This window comes from Sphaerisporangium flaviroseum (assembly GCF_039537005.1).
Lineage (GTDB): Bacteria > Actinomycetota > Actinomycetes > Streptosporangiales > Streptosporangiaceae > Sphaerisporangium > Sphaerisporangium flaviroseum.
Window position 1 is genome coordinate 40664 of sequence record NZ_BAAAZR010000012.1, and the last position, 18747, is coordinate 59410.

Annotated in this window: 17 protein-coding genes; 9 read left to right on the forward strand and 8 right to left on the reverse strand. The window is 69.6% G+C overall.

Going from position 1 to position 18747, the window contains the following annotated elements; genetic code table 11:
- The first annotated feature begins 160 nt into the window (after positions 1 to 160).
- Both ABD810_RS22545 and ABD810_RS22550 read left to right on the forward strand, forming a co-directional pair.
- Positions 161 to 1363 (forward strand): sensor histidine kinase, encoded by a 1203-nt coding sequence (locus ABD810_RS22545; RefSeq protein ID WP_344943720.1) that lies wholly within the window; start codon positions 161 to 163, stop codon positions 1361 to 1363.
- Positions 1360 to 2115, forward strand: coding sequence for a response regulator (locus tag ABD810_RS22550; protein ID WP_344943723.1), 756 nt, complete (start codon positions 1360 to 1362; stop codon positions 2113 to 2115). Before ABD810_RS22545 ends, ABD810_RS22550 begins: the two co-directional genes overlap by 4 nt.
- On the opposite strand, the gene ABD810_RS22555 is transcribed toward ABD810_RS22550, so the two are convergent.
- Both ABD810_RS22555 and ABD810_RS22560 read right to left on the reverse strand, forming a co-directional pair.
- Positions 2097 to 2900, reverse strand: coding sequence for a hypothetical protein (locus ABD810_RS22555; RefSeq protein ID WP_344943726.1), 804 nt, complete (start codon positions 2898 to 2900; stop codon positions 2097 to 2099). The genes ABD810_RS22550 and ABD810_RS22555 overlap by 19 nt on opposite strands.
- 358 nt (positions 2901 to 3258) lie before the next feature.
- Positions 3259 to 4197, reverse strand: coding sequence for a cyclase family protein (locus ABD810_RS22560; RefSeq protein WP_344943729.1), 939 nt, complete (start codon positions 4195 to 4197; stop codon positions 3259 to 3261).
- 536 nt (positions 4198 to 4733) lie between these two features.
- Between ABD810_RS22560 and ABD810_RS22565 the strand changes: the two genes are divergently transcribed.
- The 7 genes from ABD810_RS22565 to ABD810_RS22595 all read left to right on the forward strand — a co-directional run bounded on the left by ABD810_RS22565 (position 4734) and on the right by ABD810_RS22595 (position 11258).
- Positions 4734 to 5036, forward strand: coding sequence for an SRPBCC family protein (locus ABD810_RS22565; RefSeq protein ID WP_344943732.1), 303 nt, complete (start codon positions 4734 to 4736; stop codon positions 5034 to 5036).
- Between the two features lie 138 nt (positions 5037 to 5174).
- Positions 5175 to 6836 (forward strand): ATP-binding cassette domain-containing protein, encoded by a 1662-nt coding sequence (locus ABD810_RS22570; RefSeq protein WP_344943736.1) that lies wholly within the window; start codon positions 5175 to 5177, stop codon positions 6834 to 6836.
- 218 nt (positions 6837 to 7054) lie between these two features.
- Complete coding sequence (locus tag ABD810_RS22575) at positions 7055 to 7321, forward strand: hypothetical protein (protein ID WP_344943739.1); 267 nt, start codon at positions 7055 to 7057, stop codon at positions 7319 to 7321.
- A 564-nt stretch (positions 7322 to 7885) separates the two neighbouring features.
- Entirely contained in the window at positions 7886 to 8044 is a 159-nt protein-coding gene (locus ABD810_RS22580) for a hypothetical protein (protein WP_344943742.1), read from the forward strand.
- A 113-nt stretch (positions 8045 to 8157) separates the two neighbouring features.
- Complete coding sequence (locus tag ABD810_RS22585; RefSeq protein ID WP_344943745.1) at positions 8158 to 8685, forward strand: PadR family transcriptional regulator; 528 nt, start codon at positions 8158 to 8160, stop codon at positions 8683 to 8685.
- On the forward strand, positions 8682 to 9428 hold the full coding sequence (locus ABD810_RS22590; RefSeq protein WP_344943748.1) for an ABC transporter ATP-binding protein: 747 nt from the start codon (positions 8682 to 8684) through the stop codon (positions 9426 to 9428). Before ABD810_RS22585 ends, ABD810_RS22590 begins: the two co-directional genes overlap by 4 nt.
- Positions 9429 to 9431: 3 nt before the next feature.
- Entirely contained in the window at positions 9432 to 11258 is a 1827-nt protein-coding gene (locus tag ABD810_RS22595; protein ID WP_344943751.1) for an FtsX-like permease family protein, read from the forward strand.
- Positions 11259 to 11619: 361 nt separating this feature from the next.
- Here ABD810_RS22595 and ABD810_RS22600 read toward each other — a convergent pair whose 3' ends face one another.
- The 6 genes from ABD810_RS22600 to ABD810_RS22625 form a co-directional block, all read right to left on the reverse strand.
- Positions 11620 to 12183, reverse strand: coding sequence for a TetR/AcrR family transcriptional regulator (locus tag ABD810_RS22600; protein WP_344943755.1), 564 nt, complete (start codon positions 12181 to 12183; stop codon positions 11620 to 11622).
- Between the two features lie 138 nt (positions 12184 to 12321).
- A complete protein-coding gene (locus ABD810_RS22605; RefSeq protein ID WP_344943758.1) occupies positions 12322 to 12801 on the reverse strand; it encodes a CBS domain-containing protein in 480 nt (159 codons plus the stop codon).
- On the reverse strand, positions 12798 to 13667 hold the full coding sequence (locus ABD810_RS22610; protein WP_344943761.1) for a universal stress protein: 870 nt from the start codon (positions 13665 to 13667) through the stop codon (positions 12798 to 12800). The genes ABD810_RS22605 and ABD810_RS22610 overlap by 4 nt, the downstream gene beginning before the upstream one ends.
- 64 nt (positions 13668 to 13731) lie before the next feature.
- On the reverse strand, positions 13732 to 16122 hold the full coding sequence (locus tag ABD810_RS22615; RefSeq protein WP_344943764.1) for a phosphoketolase family protein: 2391 nt from the start codon (positions 16120 to 16122) through the stop codon (positions 13732 to 13734).
- A 72-nt stretch (positions 16123 to 16194) separates the two neighbouring features.
- A complete protein-coding gene (locus ABD810_RS22620) occupies positions 16195 to 17886 on the reverse strand; it encodes a sensor histidine kinase (RefSeq protein ID WP_344943767.1) in 1692 nt (563 codons plus the stop codon).
- Between the two features lie 60 nt (positions 17887 to 17946).
- A complete protein-coding gene (locus tag ABD810_RS22625; protein WP_344943770.1) occupies positions 17947 to 18621 on the reverse strand; it encodes a response regulator in 675 nt (224 codons plus the stop codon).
- Positions 18622 to 18747 lie beyond the last annotated feature (126 nt).

The following is an 18747-nucleotide window of genomic DNA, read 5'->3' on the forward strand; positions in this document are numbered from 1 at the left end:
CGGCGTGCTCGTGATCACGGCCCCTCACCGCAGGCCTTGACATAGTGGGTCGTACCTTGGTGCGAGCCGGTGGTGTGACCCCGCACGGATGCGCGGACGGACGCGGATGTCCGACCGTGGCCAGATGCCGCATGATCCGGTGAGGCGATACCGTCCCATCATGGAACGGGCTGGATGGCGGCGCGGTGGAAGGGACGTCACCGACGCGGCGGTGGCGGTCGCCGTGGCCCTGCTCATCAGATACGCCATCGTCGATCCGCCGGGGCCGTCGTCACCGTGGTCCGCGTGGTCGGCCTGGCCGGTGGCGGCTGTCCTGAGCTTTCCGATCGCCGTCCGGCGGCGCCGGCCGCGGGCCATGCTCGCTGTCGCGTGCGCCACGGGCACGGGGGTGACCGTGGCCGGCGCCGTCGCGGCGGGCGCGATCTGGCTGACTTTCGTGCCGACCGCGCTTGTGCTGTACCTGGTGGCCGCCACCACCTCGATCGCCTGGTCGGCGGCGGGCCTGGCAGGCTGCCTGTCCATCGCGGTGACCGCGATCCTGATCTTCTACGCGCAGGTGTTCCCCGGTCTCGCGCTCGCGACGGCGCCCAGCGAGATGCCGGCGGCCTGGCCGATCGAGATCGGTACGATCTGTGTGCTCCTGACCGTCGCGTGGGCCGTCGGAACGGTCGTGCGCTGGAAGCGGGACACGACCGCCCGCCTCGTCCGCCACCTCGCCGACGCCGCGGTGACCGACGAGCGCAGGCGCATCGCCCGGGAACTGCACGACGTCATCGGCCACAGCATGAGCCTGATCGCCGTCAAGGCCACCGTCGCCAACCACGTCGCCGACGCCCGCCCGCAGGAGGTCCGCGCCGCGCTGGCCGTCATCGAGCAGACCAGCCGCAGCACGCTCACCGAGATCCACCGGGTGCTCGACCTGCTGCGCTCCGACGGAGATCCCCAGCAGGACCCTGTGCCCGCGCCCGGCATGGCGGACCTGCCCGAGCTGGCCGCCCACGCCCGCTCCGCCGGAGTCGAGGTGGAGCTGACCGTCCGTGCGGAGGCCGCCTTGCCTGCCGCGGTCGCGGTGTCGGTGTACCGGATCGTGCAGCAGGCTCTGACCAACGTCGTCACCCACGCGGGGCCGACCCGCTGCGCGGTCACCGTGGACGTCGACGGGCGGGAGGCCGTGATCGAGGTCGTCGACGACGGCCCCCGCCACAGCCGGCCGCCGCGCGCGGGCCCTGGGGGACACGGCCTGATCGGCATGCGGGAACGGACCAAGATGTACGGAGGTACGTTCAATGCCGGGCCCCGGGCAGAAGGAGGTTTTCGCGTGTCGGCTCGACTGCCCTACGACCAGGACGGCACCGCGGCATGAGCGTCGACGACATGAGCATCGGCGCCGCACCGCACGACTGGTCCCCGCCCGTCCAGGTCCTGCTCGCCGAGGACCAGGTCCTGATCCGCGACAGCTTCAAGGTCCTCATCGACGCCACACCGGGGCTGGCCGCGGTGGGCGAGGCGGGCACCGGCGCCGAGGCCGTGCGCCTGGCCCGCCGGCACCGGCCCGACGTCGTCCTGATGGACGTGCGCATGCCGGACATGGACGGCATCGAGGCAACCCGACTGATCTGCTCCGACCCCGCCTGTGCCGGCGTGCGCGTACTGATCCTCACCACGTTCGACCTGGACGACTACGTGTACGCGTCGCTGCGGGCGGGTGCGAGCGGCTTCCTGCTCAAGAGCGCCACGGCGGCCGAGCTGCTCGCCGCCATCCGGGTCGTCGCCTCCGGTGAGGCGCTGCTCGCGCCCACCGTCACCCGCCGGCTCATCACCGAGTTCCTGCAGAGCCCACATCCCGCCCAGGTCGTGCGGGGCCTCGATCACGTCACCCGGCGCGAGCGCGAGGTGCTCGCCCTCATCGGCAGGGGAATGTCCAACGCCGAGATCGCCGAGCACCTGCACCTCACCGTCGGCACGGTCAAGACCCACATCGGCCGCCTCCTGGCCAAACTGCAGGCCCGGGACCGGGCCCAGCTCGTCATCGCCGCCTACGAAGGCGGGCTCATCACCAACCCGGACGGCCGCCGACGTATCACCGGTCCGGATCGTCATCCTCTCGGGCCGTAGGCCGACATGAGGACATGCACGGCGACGAGGACGGCGATCCAGACCATGGCGCGCCTGGTCGGTGGGGGGCCGCCGCGCAGCAGCGAAATGCCCAAGGGGATGAAGGCGAGGCAGAGGCCGCCCACGGCGATGAAGGACTGTGGTTCGGTGCCTTTGAGCGTCCCGAGCGCGAGCGCTGACATCAGGCCGAGGGCGATCGAACGACCCAGTCCCAGGGCGCCGGAGCGGTAGGCGCCGATGGCCAGCACGACCCAGCCGAAGAAGGCCGGCCCGGACATGGACCTGAACGGATGCCAGACCGTATCCCGCCATGCCAGGTAGTAGCCGTCGATGCCGTGGAGCATGGTCTGCAGGCCGAGGCTGTCGGTCAAGTGAAAGGCCAGGTGATCGGTGCCGAACTGGAAGCTCCGGGTGAACAGGCCGACGATCACCAGGCAACCGCCCCACAGTCCCCACAGCGGGCTGGTGGTGGCGATCCTCTGGGCCAGCGTCACGACCGCCGGCCACAGCAGCACGAACCCGAAGGCGAAGCAGACATAGGCGGCGGTGATGAGGGCGGGATGCTGGGTGTAGGCGGTGAGCTGATAAGGGACGAAGTAGTAGAACGGGGAGCGCAAGATGGTCCCGGCCATGATCAAGGTGGGACCGGCGATCAGCGAGATGGCGCTCACCCATCGGCCGGGAAACGGGGGTTGGCGGTCCAGGTTGGCGGCGGCGTTGGCGGCCCGCCGGTCCGCGCCCGTCTGCCGCCATCGCGTGATGCGCCCGCGAAGATCAATGCTCATGGGTTGCCGCCCGTCTTGTCGGTGTCGGTGCGCCCCGGACCGGTACGTCGGGGCACACCAGCATGGTGAGGGGCGACGCAGGGGGCGCGCGTCTGGCTCGGGTCGCATCTTGGCGGGCAGGCACGAGCAGGTGGTGCGACCCCAGACGGATGCGCATGTCTCACCGTGGGCAGATGCCGAGTGATCTGTTGAGGCGATGACTTCGCGTCATGGAGCGGCGGCACTCCGCCCGCCGGTCCGGGAGTGCGGGTTCCGGCTGCCTCGTAGGACCAGACCCGCGACGAGCGGGTGATGCGCGAGTGGCTCGGTCACCTGATCACGTACTCCATGCCACAGTGTGACGCCTCGTGAACCGCGGTCAGAATGTGGCGATCGGGTTGACCGGGCTGCCGGACGTACCGGCGAAGCGGACCGGCGCGACTGCGAGGTGGAAGTCCCACTGGCCGAGCTCGGCAGCCGTCGTCGCGCACGCCTCCAGGTCGCAGTTGTCGAGCATCCACAGACCCATGGCGACGAGGCTCACGGCGTGAACCGGCATCAACACGCCTTCGTACCCCGACGGCTGAACGTCCTGGGGGGTGTCAGCGCCGATCAGCGCGACCTCCCGTTCATGCAGCCACGGCAGGCAGGACGCGTGCCACCCGGCCTGCGTGAAACCGCTCACCGCACCGGTCTCGTGCCGGACACGGCCATAGCCGGTCCGCAGGAGTACCGCATCGCCGGATCGCACCCGCACACCCTGGCGACGCTCGGCCTCCTCCAGATCGTCGGGAAGCACACCCTGCCCCGGCTCCAACCACGGAACATCCCGCACGCTCGCGATGTCCAGCAGGACACCACGCGTGATGATCCCGTTCGCCGCCGCCGTGACCGACGCCCACGCCGATCCCGTTGCGGCCTCGACCAGCGAGTGCGACCGCCCGTTGTACATCATGCCGTCCCAGAAGATGTGGCACGGCGAGTCGACGTGGGTGAGGGTGTTGCCGTGGAACGTGACGCCGAGCCGCTCGGACGAAAAGCCCCAGCGCCGGTCGTTGCGGAATCCGGGCACCGGCATGTTCTCGGCACCCGGCATGTCGGCGGCACACGGGCACGTCGTCGTCGACCGCTCCATGTCTTCCGGTACGGCAACCTCCCACGCGCACGACACGCTCTTGCCGTGGCGCACGGCCCGCGCCGCCGCCAGCCGGACACCGTCGGTGATGTGGTTCAAAGTGCCGAGCTCGTCGTCGTCGCCCCACCGTCCCCAGTTCGACAGCGTGTTGAAGTACCCGAGCACGTCGTCCTGTGTGGGCATCGGTCGCCCTGCCGTCATCCCGGCATCGACTCCTCCGGTCACGTGGTTCGAGACCACCGCAGGCAGGGTATCCCGCCCTCTGCTTTGATATGACCGCCTTGGCCGGAGAGACGGTGTGAGCAACCTCGATCCAACCCCCGGCGAGGCCCATGTCAATCCCCCATCCCCCTGGGCGATCTCACCACCCGTTACGCGCAGAACTCCTGGATAGGCGCTGAGAACTGGCCTTTGCAAAGAGGGAGATGGTCAACCAGCTCCGGCGAGGCATAGACGAACCCTCACCCACCCGTACGGACGAACGTCGCCACCGCGTCAGCCTGGTCTCAGCCTCTGGCACTTTGGCCCGTGCGAAGCCCGTCAACCTCGTTCGGGTTCGCGGAGCCCGTTAACCTCGTCCTCGGTTGCGTGGTCCCAACGCCGGCTGGGAAGCACCCGGGTACCCCGATCAAATGGGTGCCGGGAGGGCCTGACACCAGACCGATCAACCGCCGCACATAACCGTCGAGGAACACCTTGCCGACAAGGAGCGGAAAAGCGTGCCCGACACCACCACACAAACGACCGCCGTACGTATCGAGCGGACCTACCAGGCGTCCGCGGACGTCCTGTTCGACGCCTGGACCAACCCGGAAGTGATCAGGAAGTGGTGGCACGCCGGCCCCGACTGGGATACCGCCGACGCCGAGATCCACCTGGGCCTCCTGCACATCAGGTACAGTTGCCGGGTCCTGTTGTCTCCGATTGAGGTGGACGTTGCGCATCTGAGGTTCGCGAACATCGCGCGGTACGGCTGCGGCCGTACGCCCGTCACGTTGCAGCCGACTTGTCGCCGCCCGTGACCCCGCGTAGATGCGACCTCGGTGCATCAGCCGTCCCTCACCCTCCGGAGGGCCGCACTCCCGTTCCCGGCTCGGTCGCCGCGTGGTGCTCGCATACGAAGCCCCATATCCACCGCGCGTGCGACTGCGAGAGTCATCATGGCCGATTCCACCACCCCCAGCACCCCTGTGACCTGCTCCGCCCTGTCCTTCCAGTGGCCCGACGGCACGACCGTCTTCGACGGGCTCTCCGTCAGCATCGGCCGGGGCCGCACCGGCCTCGTCGGCGCCAACGGCACAGGCAAGTCCACCCTGCTGCGACTGCTGGCCGGCCGGCTGCGCCCCTCCCAGGGGTCGGTCACCGTCGGCGGCACCCTCGCCTACCTTCCGCAGACCATCACCCTGGACACGACACTGCGCGTCGACCAGGCTCTGGGCATCGCCGAGCGGCGCGCGGCACTGCGCGCCATCGAGGCGGGGCAGGTGAACGACGAGCACTTCGAGACGGTCGGCGACGACTGGGACGTCGAAGAGCGGGCCCTTGCGACATTGGGCTCACTCGGGCTCGGCGACCTCCAACTTGATCGCACCGTAGGTCAGATGTCCGGCGGGGAGACCGTGCTGCTGCGCTTGGCCGCGCTGCTGCTGGAGCGTCCCGACGTCCTGCTGCTGGACGAGCCGACCAACAACCTCGACCTGTTCGCACGGCGCCGGCTGTATGAGGCCGTCGACTCCTGGCGCTCCGGGGTGCTGGTCGTGGTCAGCCATGACCGTGACCTGATGGAGCGTGTGGACCGCATCGCCGAGCTGCGCTCGGGATCGGTGAGCTGGTACGGGGGCGGCTGGTCGGCCTACGAGGAGGCTCTGGCCACCCAGCAGGAAGCGGCCGGGCGGATGCTGCGGGCCGCGGAGGCGGACGTGCGCCGGCAGAAGCGCGAACTGGAGGAGACCCACATCAAGCTGGCGCGCCGCCAGCGGCACAGCAAGAAGATGGACGCCCAGCGGCGCGCCCCGAGGATCGTCGCCGGCGAACGCAAGCGATCAGCGCAGGAGTCGGCCGACAAGCTCCGCGGCCTGCAGGAGGACCGTCTCAACGAGGCGCGCGAGCGGCGCGAGGAGGCCGCGGAGACGATCCGCGACGACGCCGAGATCCGCGTGAGCCTGCCCCACACCGCCGTGCCCGCGGGCCGCACCGTCCTGAGCCTGCACGAGCTGCGCCTCCCGTACGGCAGGCTGGATCAAGGCGAGCTCCATGTGCACGGGCCCGAGCGCATCGCACTGGTGGGGCGCAACGGAGCCGGTAAGACCACGCTGCTGCGCACCCTCACCGGGGAGCTCGCACCGCTGTCCGGCGAGGCCAGGGTGTTCGTGCCGCTGCGGTTCCTTCCCCAGCGGCTGGATGTGCTGGAGGAGGAGCTGAGCGTCGCGGCGAACGTCGCCCGCATGGCTCCTGGGGTCACCGACAACCACATCCGCGCCCAGCTCGCGCGGTTCCTGTTCAAGGGGGCACGCGCCGAGCAGCTCGCGGCCACCCTGTCGGGCGGGGAACGCTTCCGGGCCGCCCTCGCGGCGACGATGCTCGCCGCACCGGCCCCGCAGCTGCTCATGCTGGACGAGCCGACCAACAACCTCGACCTGGCCAGCGTGCGGCAGCTGACGAGCGCGCTCGAGTCCTACCAGGGCGCGCTGCTGATCGCCAGCCACGACCTGCCCTTCCTCGATTCCGTCGGCATCACCCGCTGGTTGCTGCTCGGGGAAGAACTGCAGGAGACCACCGCCGAGGAGGTGCGCGGCCTGCTCGAAGCGCCCGACGCCGGCTGAGCGCCAGCGCGCGGTCCCTGCGGCACTGACAGGCAGTGCCTTTTCGGTCATGTTCAGTACTCATTGCCATCAACTGACTCGTCAGCACATTTACCGATGTTCCATTCGTGGGTATTTCGGAGATGATCACCATTGGTTGTCACTTATACACTCATAGTGCTCACTCGGAGAGTTCAAGCACCTGGGCTCTGTGACGGGTTTCCATCGGGGGAAATGACATGATTCGCCGTCTGCTACTGACCTTGGCCTGTGCCGCCGTCGCCGTCGTCGTTCCGGCGTGCGCCGCTTCCGCCGCCGCGCACGGCTTCACGCCGCGGAGCGGCTTCGATTGGACGAACGGCCTCACCACCGACGACGAAGACGACGACGACGAAACAGACAGCGACACCGACGACGCCGACGACGTCGGCACCGGTTTCGGCACAGGGCTGGGCACCGACGTCACCGTCAACGCCAACACCCCCAACGTGAACGCCAACGCCTGATGGCGACGAGGGGAACGACGTGAGGGGCCCGGCTCGAGCCGGGCCCCTCACGTGTTCAGGCGGTCGCGCGCAAACGGGGTCAGTGCACGAGCGCCGGGATCGCCTGCGCGTCCTGCCGCCCGTCCTCGCCCGGTGCGCCGGCCGGGTCGCCGCCCTGGTGGCCGGTGACGAGCTGACCCCCCCCGGCGGATCGCCGAGACCATCGTCTTCACGGGACATCGGGGCCGGCGTCTTGACGTGGGAAAACGCCACTCCCCTGATCAGACCGTGGCTGGCTCTCGCTAGTCGAGGGTGTGAAATCTTGATTTTGATTTTCTCATTGGCGACGGCCTTTACATTGTAGATCTATAAGGTCGCTGCGCGCCCTGGCTCAGGAGCCGATACAAAGCCTTGGGCGGGACGATGCCGGGGCTTATAGTCTCCGGGAGTCCGTGACACACAGCAGGAGGTGAGACCCATGAACGCTGTATCCAGTGGGTGCTCCCCCTCTTCTTCACGGTCGGGCGATTGACGTAGGTGTCGCCGGGAGCGCCTCGACAAGGCACTCCCGAAAGGCAACAACCTATGCATTTCACTGCTGAGGCATCGTCGAACGGTGTCGTCGAGCGCAATTTCACTCTGGGCGAGGTCACCGGCCTGCTCTGGTCCCCCGCGTCCGGCTCCGATCGCGCGGCCCGATTCTTCACCCGACACCTCGGCCGGATCATCCCGCCAGCGGCCTGACGTGACGCGGTATCGGCGCCCGGCCCACCAGCCGGCCGCCGATATGCCGCGTGGGCTTGCCAGCGGTGGGGATAACCGTTAGACATGGGGGCTAACGGTTAGAGGAGGGCCCGATGCAGCAGGAAGTACTGCTGGCGATGCTGGCCAAGGAGCCCTCGCACGGGTACCAGCTGCGCGCGCGGCTGCGTGACGCGCTCGGTCCTCTCGGTGACGCGATGAACGCTGGGCAGGTCTACGTCACGCTGACCCGGTTGGAAAAGGCCGGCCTGTTGGCGGTCGAGAAGTCCGCCGATGACACCGACCGGTCGGATCGCAAGGTGTACGCGCTCACCCCCGACGGCCAACAGCGAGTCGCCGAGTGGATCGCCGAAGTGAGCCGGCCCCGACCCGACCTCGCGGAGTTCCATCTCAAGCTGATCGCGGCCGCGTCGGCCGGGCTGGCCGACCCGCTCACCATCGTCGACACCCAGCGCCGCGAGCTGCTGCGCCGGCTGCGTGACGCCCAGCGCGCCGCCATGGCCGAGCCGGACCGCTCGAACGCGGCGCTGTTGCTGGAGGGCATCGTGCTACGGCTGCAGGCGGACCTGCGCTGGCTCGAGGCGTGTGAGAAGAAGTGGACCCACCGAAGGAGTGGATCGTGAGCAACGCCGCCGGCACGTCCGTGCTTCGCGCCCGTGGGGTGAGAAAGGAGTACGGCAAGGGGGAAGGGCTGGTGCGCGCCGTCGACGGGGTCGATCTCGACGTCGGCGCGGGAGAGACGGTGGCGATCATGGGCCCCAGCGGCTGTGGGAAGTCCACGCTGCTGCACATGCTCGGGGGGCTGGACCGGCCCTCAGGTGGAGAGGTGTCACTGAACGGCCGTCGCATCGACGACATCGGCGAGAAGGCCCTGGCCCGGATGCGTCGGACCGCCGTCGGTTTCGTCTTCCAGTCTTTCCACCTGATGGAGGAGCTCACCGCCGTGGAGAACGTCGAGCTGTCGGCGCTGCTGGCCGGACGCTCGCCGCGGGCCGCCAGACGGCGTGCGGAGGAACTGCTGGAGCAGGTCGGGCTCGCCGACCGGGCGCGTTTCCTGCCCTCGGCGCTGTCCGGTGGCCAGCGGCAGCGCGTCGCGGTCGCCCGGGCGTTGAGCAACGAACCGTTGGTCGTCCTCGCCGACGAGCCGACCGGGAACCTGGACAGCGCCGCCACCCTGGACGTCCTCCAGCTCTTCGAGACCCTGCACGAGTCCGGGCAGACGCTGGTCATCGTCACCCACGACCCGCGGATCACGGCCACCACGGACCGGGTGATCTCGATGCGCGACGGCGCGTTCGTGGACGAGACCAGGTTGACCGGCGGCACCACCGGGCGACTCGGCGCCCTCGCCGGGCTGGAGGACTAGGCGATGGGCCGCATCCTGCTCGTGGGCCGCCTCGCCGTGCGTGACCTCCGCCGACGCCGCACCGAGGCCGCGCTCCTGCTGCTTGCCATCATGGCGGCCACCACGACGCTGACGCTCGGGCTCGTCCTGCGCGACGCGGCCGGCGACCCGTACCAGAGCACCCGGGAGGCGACCAGCGGACCCGACGTGGTCGCCAGCGTCGGCCAGTCCTCGAAGCTCTCCGGCCTTGAGAAACTGGCCGGCGCTCCCGGCGTCATCGACCACAGCGGACCGTACCCAGTCGTGTCGGCGAAACTTCAGGCATCCGATCGAACCTCAGATGTGCAGGCCGTGGGGCGCGACGCCGCGCCCACGTCGGTCGACCAGCCCGAGCCGACACAGGGCGGCTGGGTCGGCGATGGCGGCGTGGTGGTCGAGGCCGCCTTCGCCAACGCGCTCGATGTGCGCGTCGGGGATCAGGTCACCCTGGACGGCCGGTCCTTCAAGGTCGTCGGCGTTGCGGTCACCGCCGCCATGCCGCCCTATCCGGGGACCTCCTGCATTGTCCCCCCTGGTTGCATGAGCGGCCCTGTTCCCGGCGATCTGGCCGACGCCGGAATGCCTCGGGGGTTGTTGCAGAATCCCGGCCTGGTCTGGCTCACCCAGGCGGACGCGCGAAGCCTCGACCCGGATCCGTCCTACGTGATGAACCTGAAGCTGGCCGACCCCAACGAGGCCCAGGCGTTCGCCGACGCGAACGAAGGCGACCCTAGCGGTGCTACGCCTATGCGGTCCTGGGAGAACATCCTCGAAGACGCCACCGAGCTGGCCAGAGACTCCCAGATCCTTCTGCTGATCGGAGCCTGGCTGCTCGGCCTGCTCGCCGTGGCCGGCCTTTCGGTGCTGGTCGGCGGCCGGATCGCCGATCAGACCAGACGCGTCGGACTCCTCAAGGCGGTCGGCGGCACACCGGGCCTGGTCGCCGCCGTGCTGCTCGCGGAGTACGTCCTCGTGGCCATCGTCGCGGCCGCGGCCGGGTTGGCGGTCGGATCGCTGACCGCTCCGTTGCTCACCGAGTCCAGTGCCGGGCTCGTCGGCAGCGCGGGCCTGCCCTCGATGACGATGTCCACGGTCGGCCTGGTGACCGCCGTGGCGCTCGGCGTCGGCATGGTGGCGACCGTTGTCCCGGCCGTGCGCGCCGCCCGCTCCAGCACCGTCAACGCGCTGGCCGACTCGCCACGCCCACCCCGCCGCATCGGCCGGCTGATCGCGATCTCGGCGCGACTGCCCGTCCCGCTGCTGCTCGCCTTGCGGGTCGCCGCGCGCCGGCCGCGCCGGGTCGTGCTGAGTGTGGTCAGTATCGCGATCACGGTCAGCGGGATCTTCGTCCTCCTGGTACTCAACGCCTTCCTCAGCACCCAGCCACTCACCGGCGGATACGGCGATGCTCAGGTGGAGGTGCTGCGCCGCGTGCTCCTTGTCTGGACGGTCATACTGCTCTGCCTGGCGGCGGTCAACGCCATCGCCATCACCTGGGCGACGGTGCTCGACAACCGGCATTCGTCGGCGCTGGCGCGCGCCCTCGGCGCGACCCCTCGTGACGTGAGTGCGGCACTGGCGGCCGCCCAGGTGGCGCCCGCGCTCGTCGGCGCTGTCTTGGGCGTCTTCCCGGGAGGTTTCGCGCTGTACGGCGCGATAAACGCGATCACCGGCGGGGACGGCGACCGGGCCACGCTTCCCTCGCTCTGGCAACTGCTCGCCCTGGTACTGGCGACCGTGCTCGTGGTGGCGGCGCTCACCTCTGTTCCCGCCCGTCTCGGCGGCCGCCGTCCCGTGGCCGAGACCCTCTGAGCCGAGCTCACGTGTCTTCCTGCTGGCTGACCCTGACCGTGCTCACGATCGCGATAGCCGGGGCCATCGGGTGGCCCCAGGCGACGGCGCACGCGGAAAGAGCTCCCCAGAGCCCCCGGGTGACCGTGACCGCCGGTGATCACGGTCCCATCACCATAGGGAACGGCAAGCGCAACAAGAACTATTCGCAGGTGATGAGCCCCACCAATATGCGCGGCGTACAGCATGTGTCCAACGCGAGCGTTACCGGGGACTCCCCTTCGCAGGCCGCTTTCTGCAGGAAGAGGCACCGTGTCTGCCACATCCACGAGAAGATGCGGTTTCACCGCCGCTGACCCGTCCCACCGGGCACCGGACGGGCTCAGTCGTCTTTCAGCAGGCGCTGGACCGCGTCGACGACGGTGTGCCTGCGGCGCTCGCGGTCGGCCGGGGCGTTCAGGCCCAGTTCGGGGGTCATGGACGCCCACGCCTGGGAGATCGACAGCACCAGCGTCAGCAGCTCGACCGGGCTGTAGCGGCCGGGCAGGATGCCGTCCCGCTGGGCGCGTTCCAGCTTCTCCAGTTTCACCTGGTTGGAGGCGACGACGGCCTGCAGCGGGGCTCCCTGCGGCCGCTCCAGCCGGTACCAGGTGGCCAGGCGCAGGGTCGCGGGATCGTCCTCGTAGCGATCGAGCAGCCGTCCGGCGTAGCTCGGAAGATCGGTGGCGTCGAACGGCACGTGCTTCAGGACATCGGCCACCTGGGCACTGAAGACCGCGTCGAAAAGCTTGTCCTTGTTGCCGAAGTAGGCGTAGATCATCGCCTTGTTGCATCCGGCCGCCTCGGCGATCCGGTCGACCCGGGCCCCCGCGATGCCGTACGCGGCGAACTCGGCGGCCGCCGCTTCCAGCAGACGCTTCCTGGTGCGATCCGCGTCCCGTGCCATGGCGTCACCGTAGCATGCAACCAACCGGTTATTTGACACTATGGCGATGAGGAGGTATCCAACTAGTCAGTTAGTTAGCGGCGCACAGTGAGGGCAGGTCACGGACGCACGAGGTGAGGCCTTGCCGGCCTGGTGGGGTCAGCCGAGGGTGGCGGATGGCGGGATCGGTTCCAGGCGGAACAGGCCGGTGCGGACCTCGGCCGGGCCCTCCGGGCGGATGACGCGGCCGGCGACGGCCTTGAGCACGTCCTGAGCGGTCACCAGGCCGATCAGCCGCCCATCCTCCGAGGTCACCGGCACCGCGTCGCGGCCGGCGTCGAGCATGGCGGCCGCCACGCGGGGCAGGAACTGGTCCGATGACACCCGGGGCAGCCTGTGCTGACCGGCCAGCGTGCGGACCTGGCGATGGGACTGCTCCTCCGGGCCTCCCGACCACGACGCGGCCAGATCCTCGCGGGTGATGATGCCGAGCACGCGGCAGGCGTCGTCGACCACCGGCAGGTGGTGGACACCGGCCCGGCGCATGAGCTCCCAGGCCAGCAGCGGTGACTCATCGGGTTTGACCGTGACGACGATGCGGCTCATGATCTGCTCGGCCACCAGCGTTTCGACGCTCACTTCTCCTCCTCTCGCGGCCGTACGACGGCGACGGGGCAGTGGGCGCGGTGCAGGACGCCATGGCTCACCGAGCCCAGCACCGCGGAACCCAGCCCCCTCAGCCCTCGCGAGCCCACCACGATCAGGTCAGCGTCGCGCGAGGCGTCCGACAGGGCGGGGATCGGGTGCCCGCACACGGCGGAGCCGACCACCTGCACCTCCGGATACTTGCGCTGCCAGGGCTCCACACGCTGATGGAAGCCACCGGCCTGATCCTTGAACAGGTCCCCCATGACGTCCGAGTAGCCCACGGCGAAGGGGGAGAACGCCGGCATCTGCCAGGCGTACACCGCCCGCAACCGGGCTCCGCGTGCCCTGGCCTGGATGAAGCCGTACTCCAGCGCGGCCTCGGAACACGGCGACCCGTCGAATCCGACGACGACCTCCCCGTACACGGCCTGCGCCGGGGCGCGCACGACGACGACGGGGCCCGGGGCGTGCCCCGCCATCCCGATCCCCACAGAGCCGAGCACCAGCCCGGCGAAGCCGCCCATTCCCCTGCTGCCGAGCACGACCTCCTCGGCGTCCACCGACTCGCCCATCAGCGTCTCGATCACGGCCCCGGTGGCCAGGGCCGTCCGCACCTCGATGCCCGGCGCGCGTTCACGCGCCCGCTCGGCCGCCGCGGCCACCACACCTTCGCAGTACTCGGTGAAGGAGTCCTCAAAGCCCGGCATGGCGTGGAACGGCGCGCCTTCCCCCCACTGCTCCCGGACATGCACGATCTTCAAGGCGGCGTTCCTGCGGGCGGCGTCGTCGGCCGCCCACTCCACTGCCGCCGTCGCGGACGTGGAGCCGTCGACTCCGACGACGATCGTTGCGACCATTAGCGCGTCTCCTCCTATTGCCGGCCGTTCGCCTACCGCCATGGCACCATCCATCGGCACCCGGTCACAGTGGGCGAATGTCCCCTGTCACCGGGACCTCGGTCCCCTCTCCGCGCGGCCAGGTCCAGTCGCGGATCTCCGGTGCGTCTTCCCCGTGCTCTCGGGTGTAGGCGCGGGCGTGCACACGGGCGTCGGACATCCGCTGCCGAAGGTGGGTGCATTTGGCGCCGAGCCCGGGGACGCGGTCGATGACGTCCATCACCAGATGGAACCGGTCGATGTCGTTGAGCATCGCCATGTCGAACGGGGTGGTGGTGGTCCCCTCCTCCTTGTACCCGCGCACATGCAGGTTGTCGTGACCGGTGCGGCGGTAGGTGAGCCGGTGGATCAGCCACGGGTAGCCGTGGAAGTTGAAGATCACCGGCTTGTCCGTGGTGAACAGCGCGTCGTACTCGGCGTCCGGCAGCCCATGGGGATGCTCCGACTCCGGCAGCAGCCGCATCAGGTCCACCACGTTGACCACCCGCACCCGCAGCTCCGGCAGGTGGCGGCGCAGCAGGTCGGCGGCGGCCAGGATCTCCAGGGTGGGGACGTCTCCGGCGCAGGCCAGGACGACGTCCGGCTCCTGGCCTTCGTCGTTGCCGGCCCACTCGATGATGCCGAGACCCCTGGTGCAGTGGATGACGGCCTCCTGCATCGTGAACAGGTCGTGCACCGGCTGCTTGCCCGCCACCACCACGTTCACATAGTCACGCGAGCGCAGGCAGTGGTCGGCCACCGACAGCAGCGTGTTGGCGTCCGGCGGCAGGTAGACCCGCACCACCTCCGCCTTCTTGTTGACCACCACGTCAAGGAAGCCGGGATCCTGGTGGCTGAACCCGTTGTGATCCTGCCGCCACACATGCGAGCTCAGCAGGTAGTTCAGCGAGGCGACCGGCCGCCGCCACGGGATCCGCCGCGAGGCCTCCAGCCACTTGGCGTGCTGGTTGAACATGGCGTCGATGATGTGGATGAACGCCTCGTAGCAGTTGAACAGCCCATGCCGCCCCGTCAGCAGGTAGCCCTCCAGCCACCCCTGGCACAGGTGCTCGCTGAGCACCTCCATCACCCGTCCCCCGGGGGCCAGGTGCTCGTCTGTGGGAAGGATCTCGGCGTTCCAGGCGCGATCGGTCACCTCGAACACGGCTCCCAGCCGGTTGGAGGCGGTCTCGTCCGGGCCCATGAGCCGGAAGCCGCGGGGGTTGGCGGCCACGACGTCGCGCAGGAAGCGGCCCAGAACGCGCGTCGGCTCGGTCAGGGCGGAGGCCGGCGAGGTGAGCTGCACCGCGTGGTCGCGGAAGTCGGGCAGCGTGAGAGGCCGCAGCAGCTCGCCTCCGTTGGCGTGCGGGCTGGCGCTCATCCGGCGAGCGCCTTCCGGCACGGTCTGCCGGATCTCGTGAACGGGCTCTCCGGTCTCGTCGAACAGCTCCTGCGGCCGGTAGGACCGCATCCACTCCTCCAGCATCGCCCGATGCCCGGCGTCGTCGCGGACCCCCGTGAGCGGCACCTGGTGTGCCCGCCAGGTGCCCTCCACCTGGACGCCGTCGACCTCGTGCGGGCCCGTCCACCCCTTGGGCGTCCGAAGCACGATCATCGGAAGCCGGCTCTGCCTGCCGTCCTTGTAGGCGGCGATCTCGTCGAAGACCTCGTCCAGCGTCTCGGCCATCAGGCGGTGCATCACCTCCGGCTTGTCGCCGGCGACGATGCGCGGGCGGTAGCCGTACCCCTCCATGAGCTTGATCAGCTCCTCCTCGGGGATCCGGGCCAGCACCGTCGGATTGGCGATCTTGTATCCGTTCAGGTGCAGGATCGGCAGCACGACCCCGTCGCCGGAGGGGTCGAGGAACTTGTTGGAATGCCAGCTCGCCGCCAGCGGTCCCGTCTCGGCCTCACCGTCGCCCACGATGCAGGCCACCACCAGCCTGGGGTTGTCCAGGGCGGCACCGTAGGCGTGCGTGAGCGCGTACCCGAGCTCTCCACCCTCATGGATCGACCCCGGCGTCTCCGGAGCGACATGGCTGGGAATCCCACCGGGGAAGGAGAACTGGCGGAACAACCGCGCCATGCCGGCCCTGTCCTGCGTCACCTCCGGATAGACCTCGGAGTAGGTGCCCTCCAGCCAGGCATGGGCCACCGCCGCCGGCCCACCGTGTCCCGGACCGGCAATGTAGATCATCTCCTGGTCCCGTTCCCGGATCACCCGGTTGAGATGGGCGAAACAGAAGTTCAGACCGGGGGTGGTGCCCCAATGCCCCAGCAGCCGCGGCTTGATGTGCTCCGGACGCAGCGGCTCGGTCAGCAGCGGGTTGCCCATCAGGTAGATCTGCCCGACCGACAGGTAATTCGCCGCTCGCCAATACGCGTCGACGCTTTCGAGTATGTCCATGGCAACGACCTTCCTCCTGGCACGCTTCACCGGCTAGAGACCTTGGTCCCACATCGGCCGGGCCACAAGAAGGCACGCCGGTACCCGCGCCGGCCGCCGGTGTCAGCCGATCGGCACGCGCCACTCCAGGCGGGTGCCCCCGGACGCGGGAGAGCCGAGGCCGAACGAGCCGCCCAGCCCATCCGCGCGCTCTTGGAGGTTGCGCAGGCCGCTGCGCCGCCCGCCGTCGGGGACCCCCGCCCCGTTGTCCTCCACCACCAGCGTGAGCCACCCCTCCTGGGTACGGGCCGTCACCTCGGCCCGGGAGGCCCTGGCGTGACGGACCACGTTGGACAGCGCCTCCCGCAGCACCGCCAGCAGGTGCTCGGCGATCTCCCCCGGCACGGCGTTGTCCAGCTGACCCTCCATGCTCAGCCCCGGCATGAACCCCAGGTGGCCGCGGGCGGCCTCCACCACCTCCACGATCTGGGCGCGCAGGCTCGGCCCGGCCTCGTGTGGGGTCTGGAGGGCGAAGATCGTCGAGCGGATCTGCCGGATGGTGCCATCCAGCTCGTCGATCGCGCTCTGCAGCCGGGAGGAGGCCTCGGGCCGCTCCACCAGACGCACCGCGCTCATCAGCGTCATCGCCACCGCGAACAGGCGCTGGATCACCACATCGTGCAGATCCTTGGCGATGCGATCACGATCCTCCAGAAGCCCCAGCCGCTCGGCGTCCTTGCGGGTCTCGGCAAGCTCAAGGGCGACGGCCGCCTGCCCGGCGAAGGCATGCAGGGTGCGCAGGTCGGATTGGCTGTAGGGCATGCGTCCCGGCCGCTTTCCCAGCGACAGCACACCGCGGACGGCGCCGGGAGCGCCGAACGGCACCGCGGCCACCGGGCCCACCGGAACCGACTGCGCGAACGCGATCAGGACATCACTCTCCGCGGGGCTGTCGACCATGAGCGGCTCGCCGCTCACCAGGGCGCGCCCGGCCAGCGAACCGGTGACCTCCTCGGAGGTGTACCGCTTCTCTTCCTGGCCGTCCTCCAGCACCAGGCGCAAGGTTCCCGGCTGCTCGTCCGGCAGCAGGAGCGCGACCACATCGGCGCCCCCCATCTCCCCGGCCCGGCGTGCCATCAAGGCCAGCACCTCCTGGGGCTCGGCCCCCGACAGCAGGCGGGTGGTGATCTCCGAGGAGGCCTGCAGCCAGCTCTCACGACGCCGGGTCTCCTCGTACAACCGGGCGTTCTCGATCGCGACGCCGGCCGCCGTGGCCAGGGCGACCACGATCGCCTCGTCCTCGTCGTCGAACTCCCCTCCCCCGCGCTTCTCGGTGAGGTAGAGGTTGCCGAACACCTCCTCGCGCACCCGGACCGGCACGCCCAGGAAGCTGCCCATCGGCGGATGCCCCGGCGGGAAACCGTAGGACTCCGAGTGCTGGGAGATGTGGGCCAGCCGCAGCGTCTGCGGCTCCTTGATCAGCAGCCCGAGCAGGCCCAGGCCATGCGGCCAGTGCTCGATGCGGGCGATCTCCTCCTCGCTCAGCCCCACCGGCACGAACTGCACCAGGGTGTTCTCCTCGCCGATCACCCCCAGCGCGCCGTAGCTGGCGTCCACCAGAGTCGCCGCGGTCTCCACGATCCGGTGCAGCACCGTTTCCAGGGCCAGGTCACTGCCGACCAGGATCACCGCGTCCAGCAGCCCGTGCACCCGGTCTCGAGTGGCCAGCACCGCCTCCAGCCGCACCTGCAACTCCGACAGCAGCTCATCCAGCCGCATCTGCGGGGCCAGCGAACGCGGCTCGTTTACCGTCATACCGGGAGTTTCGCATCGGGGGGCATCGGGCGCACGCCAGGCCGCGTCCGGGCGCGGTGGTCAACTCCCCGTTCCGCCCTCCGCCTGGTTCCCCCCGTCAGGCCGGTCGGCCTTCAGCCGGGCAGCCAGAGCCGCCACCTGCGTCCGCCGCTGCATGTTGAGCTTGCCCAGCAGGTTCGACACGTAGTTCTTGACGGTCTTCTCGGCCAGGTACAACCGGTCGCCGATCTGGCGGTTGGTCATCCCCTCGCCGATCAACTCCAGGATGTGCCGCTCCTGATCGGTGAGGGCGGCCAGCGGATCCTTGTGCCCGGCCCGCTCGCGTAGCCGCTGCAGCATGGTGGCTGTGGTCACCGGATCCAGCAGCGACTGCCCGGCCGCGACCGTCCGCACCGCGCCTACCAGGTCCGACCCGTGGATCTGCTTGAGCACGTACCCCGCCGCACCGGCCATCACCGCGTTGAACAACGCCTCCTCGTCGGCGTAGGAGGTCAGCATCAGGCACGCCAGCCCGGGCATGCGCGAGCGGACCTCCCGGCAGACGTCCACGCCACTGCCGTCGGGGAGCCGCACGTCCAGCACCGCCACATCCGGCTTCAGCGCCGGGATGCGCGCCACCGCCGAATCGGCGGTCCCCGCCTCGCCCACCACCTCGATGTCGTCCTCGGCCTCCAGCAGCGCCGCGACGCCACGCCGTACGACCTCATGGTCATCCACCAGGAACACCCGAATCATGCCTTGGACGGTAAACCTTCCGAGCACTCGGGCGGTAGGGGATCAAAGCTCCCAAAAGCCCGCCTGATCTCGTACTCGAGGAACAGCACAAAGACTGGTGACCACCGTCACGGAAAGACCGGCGGC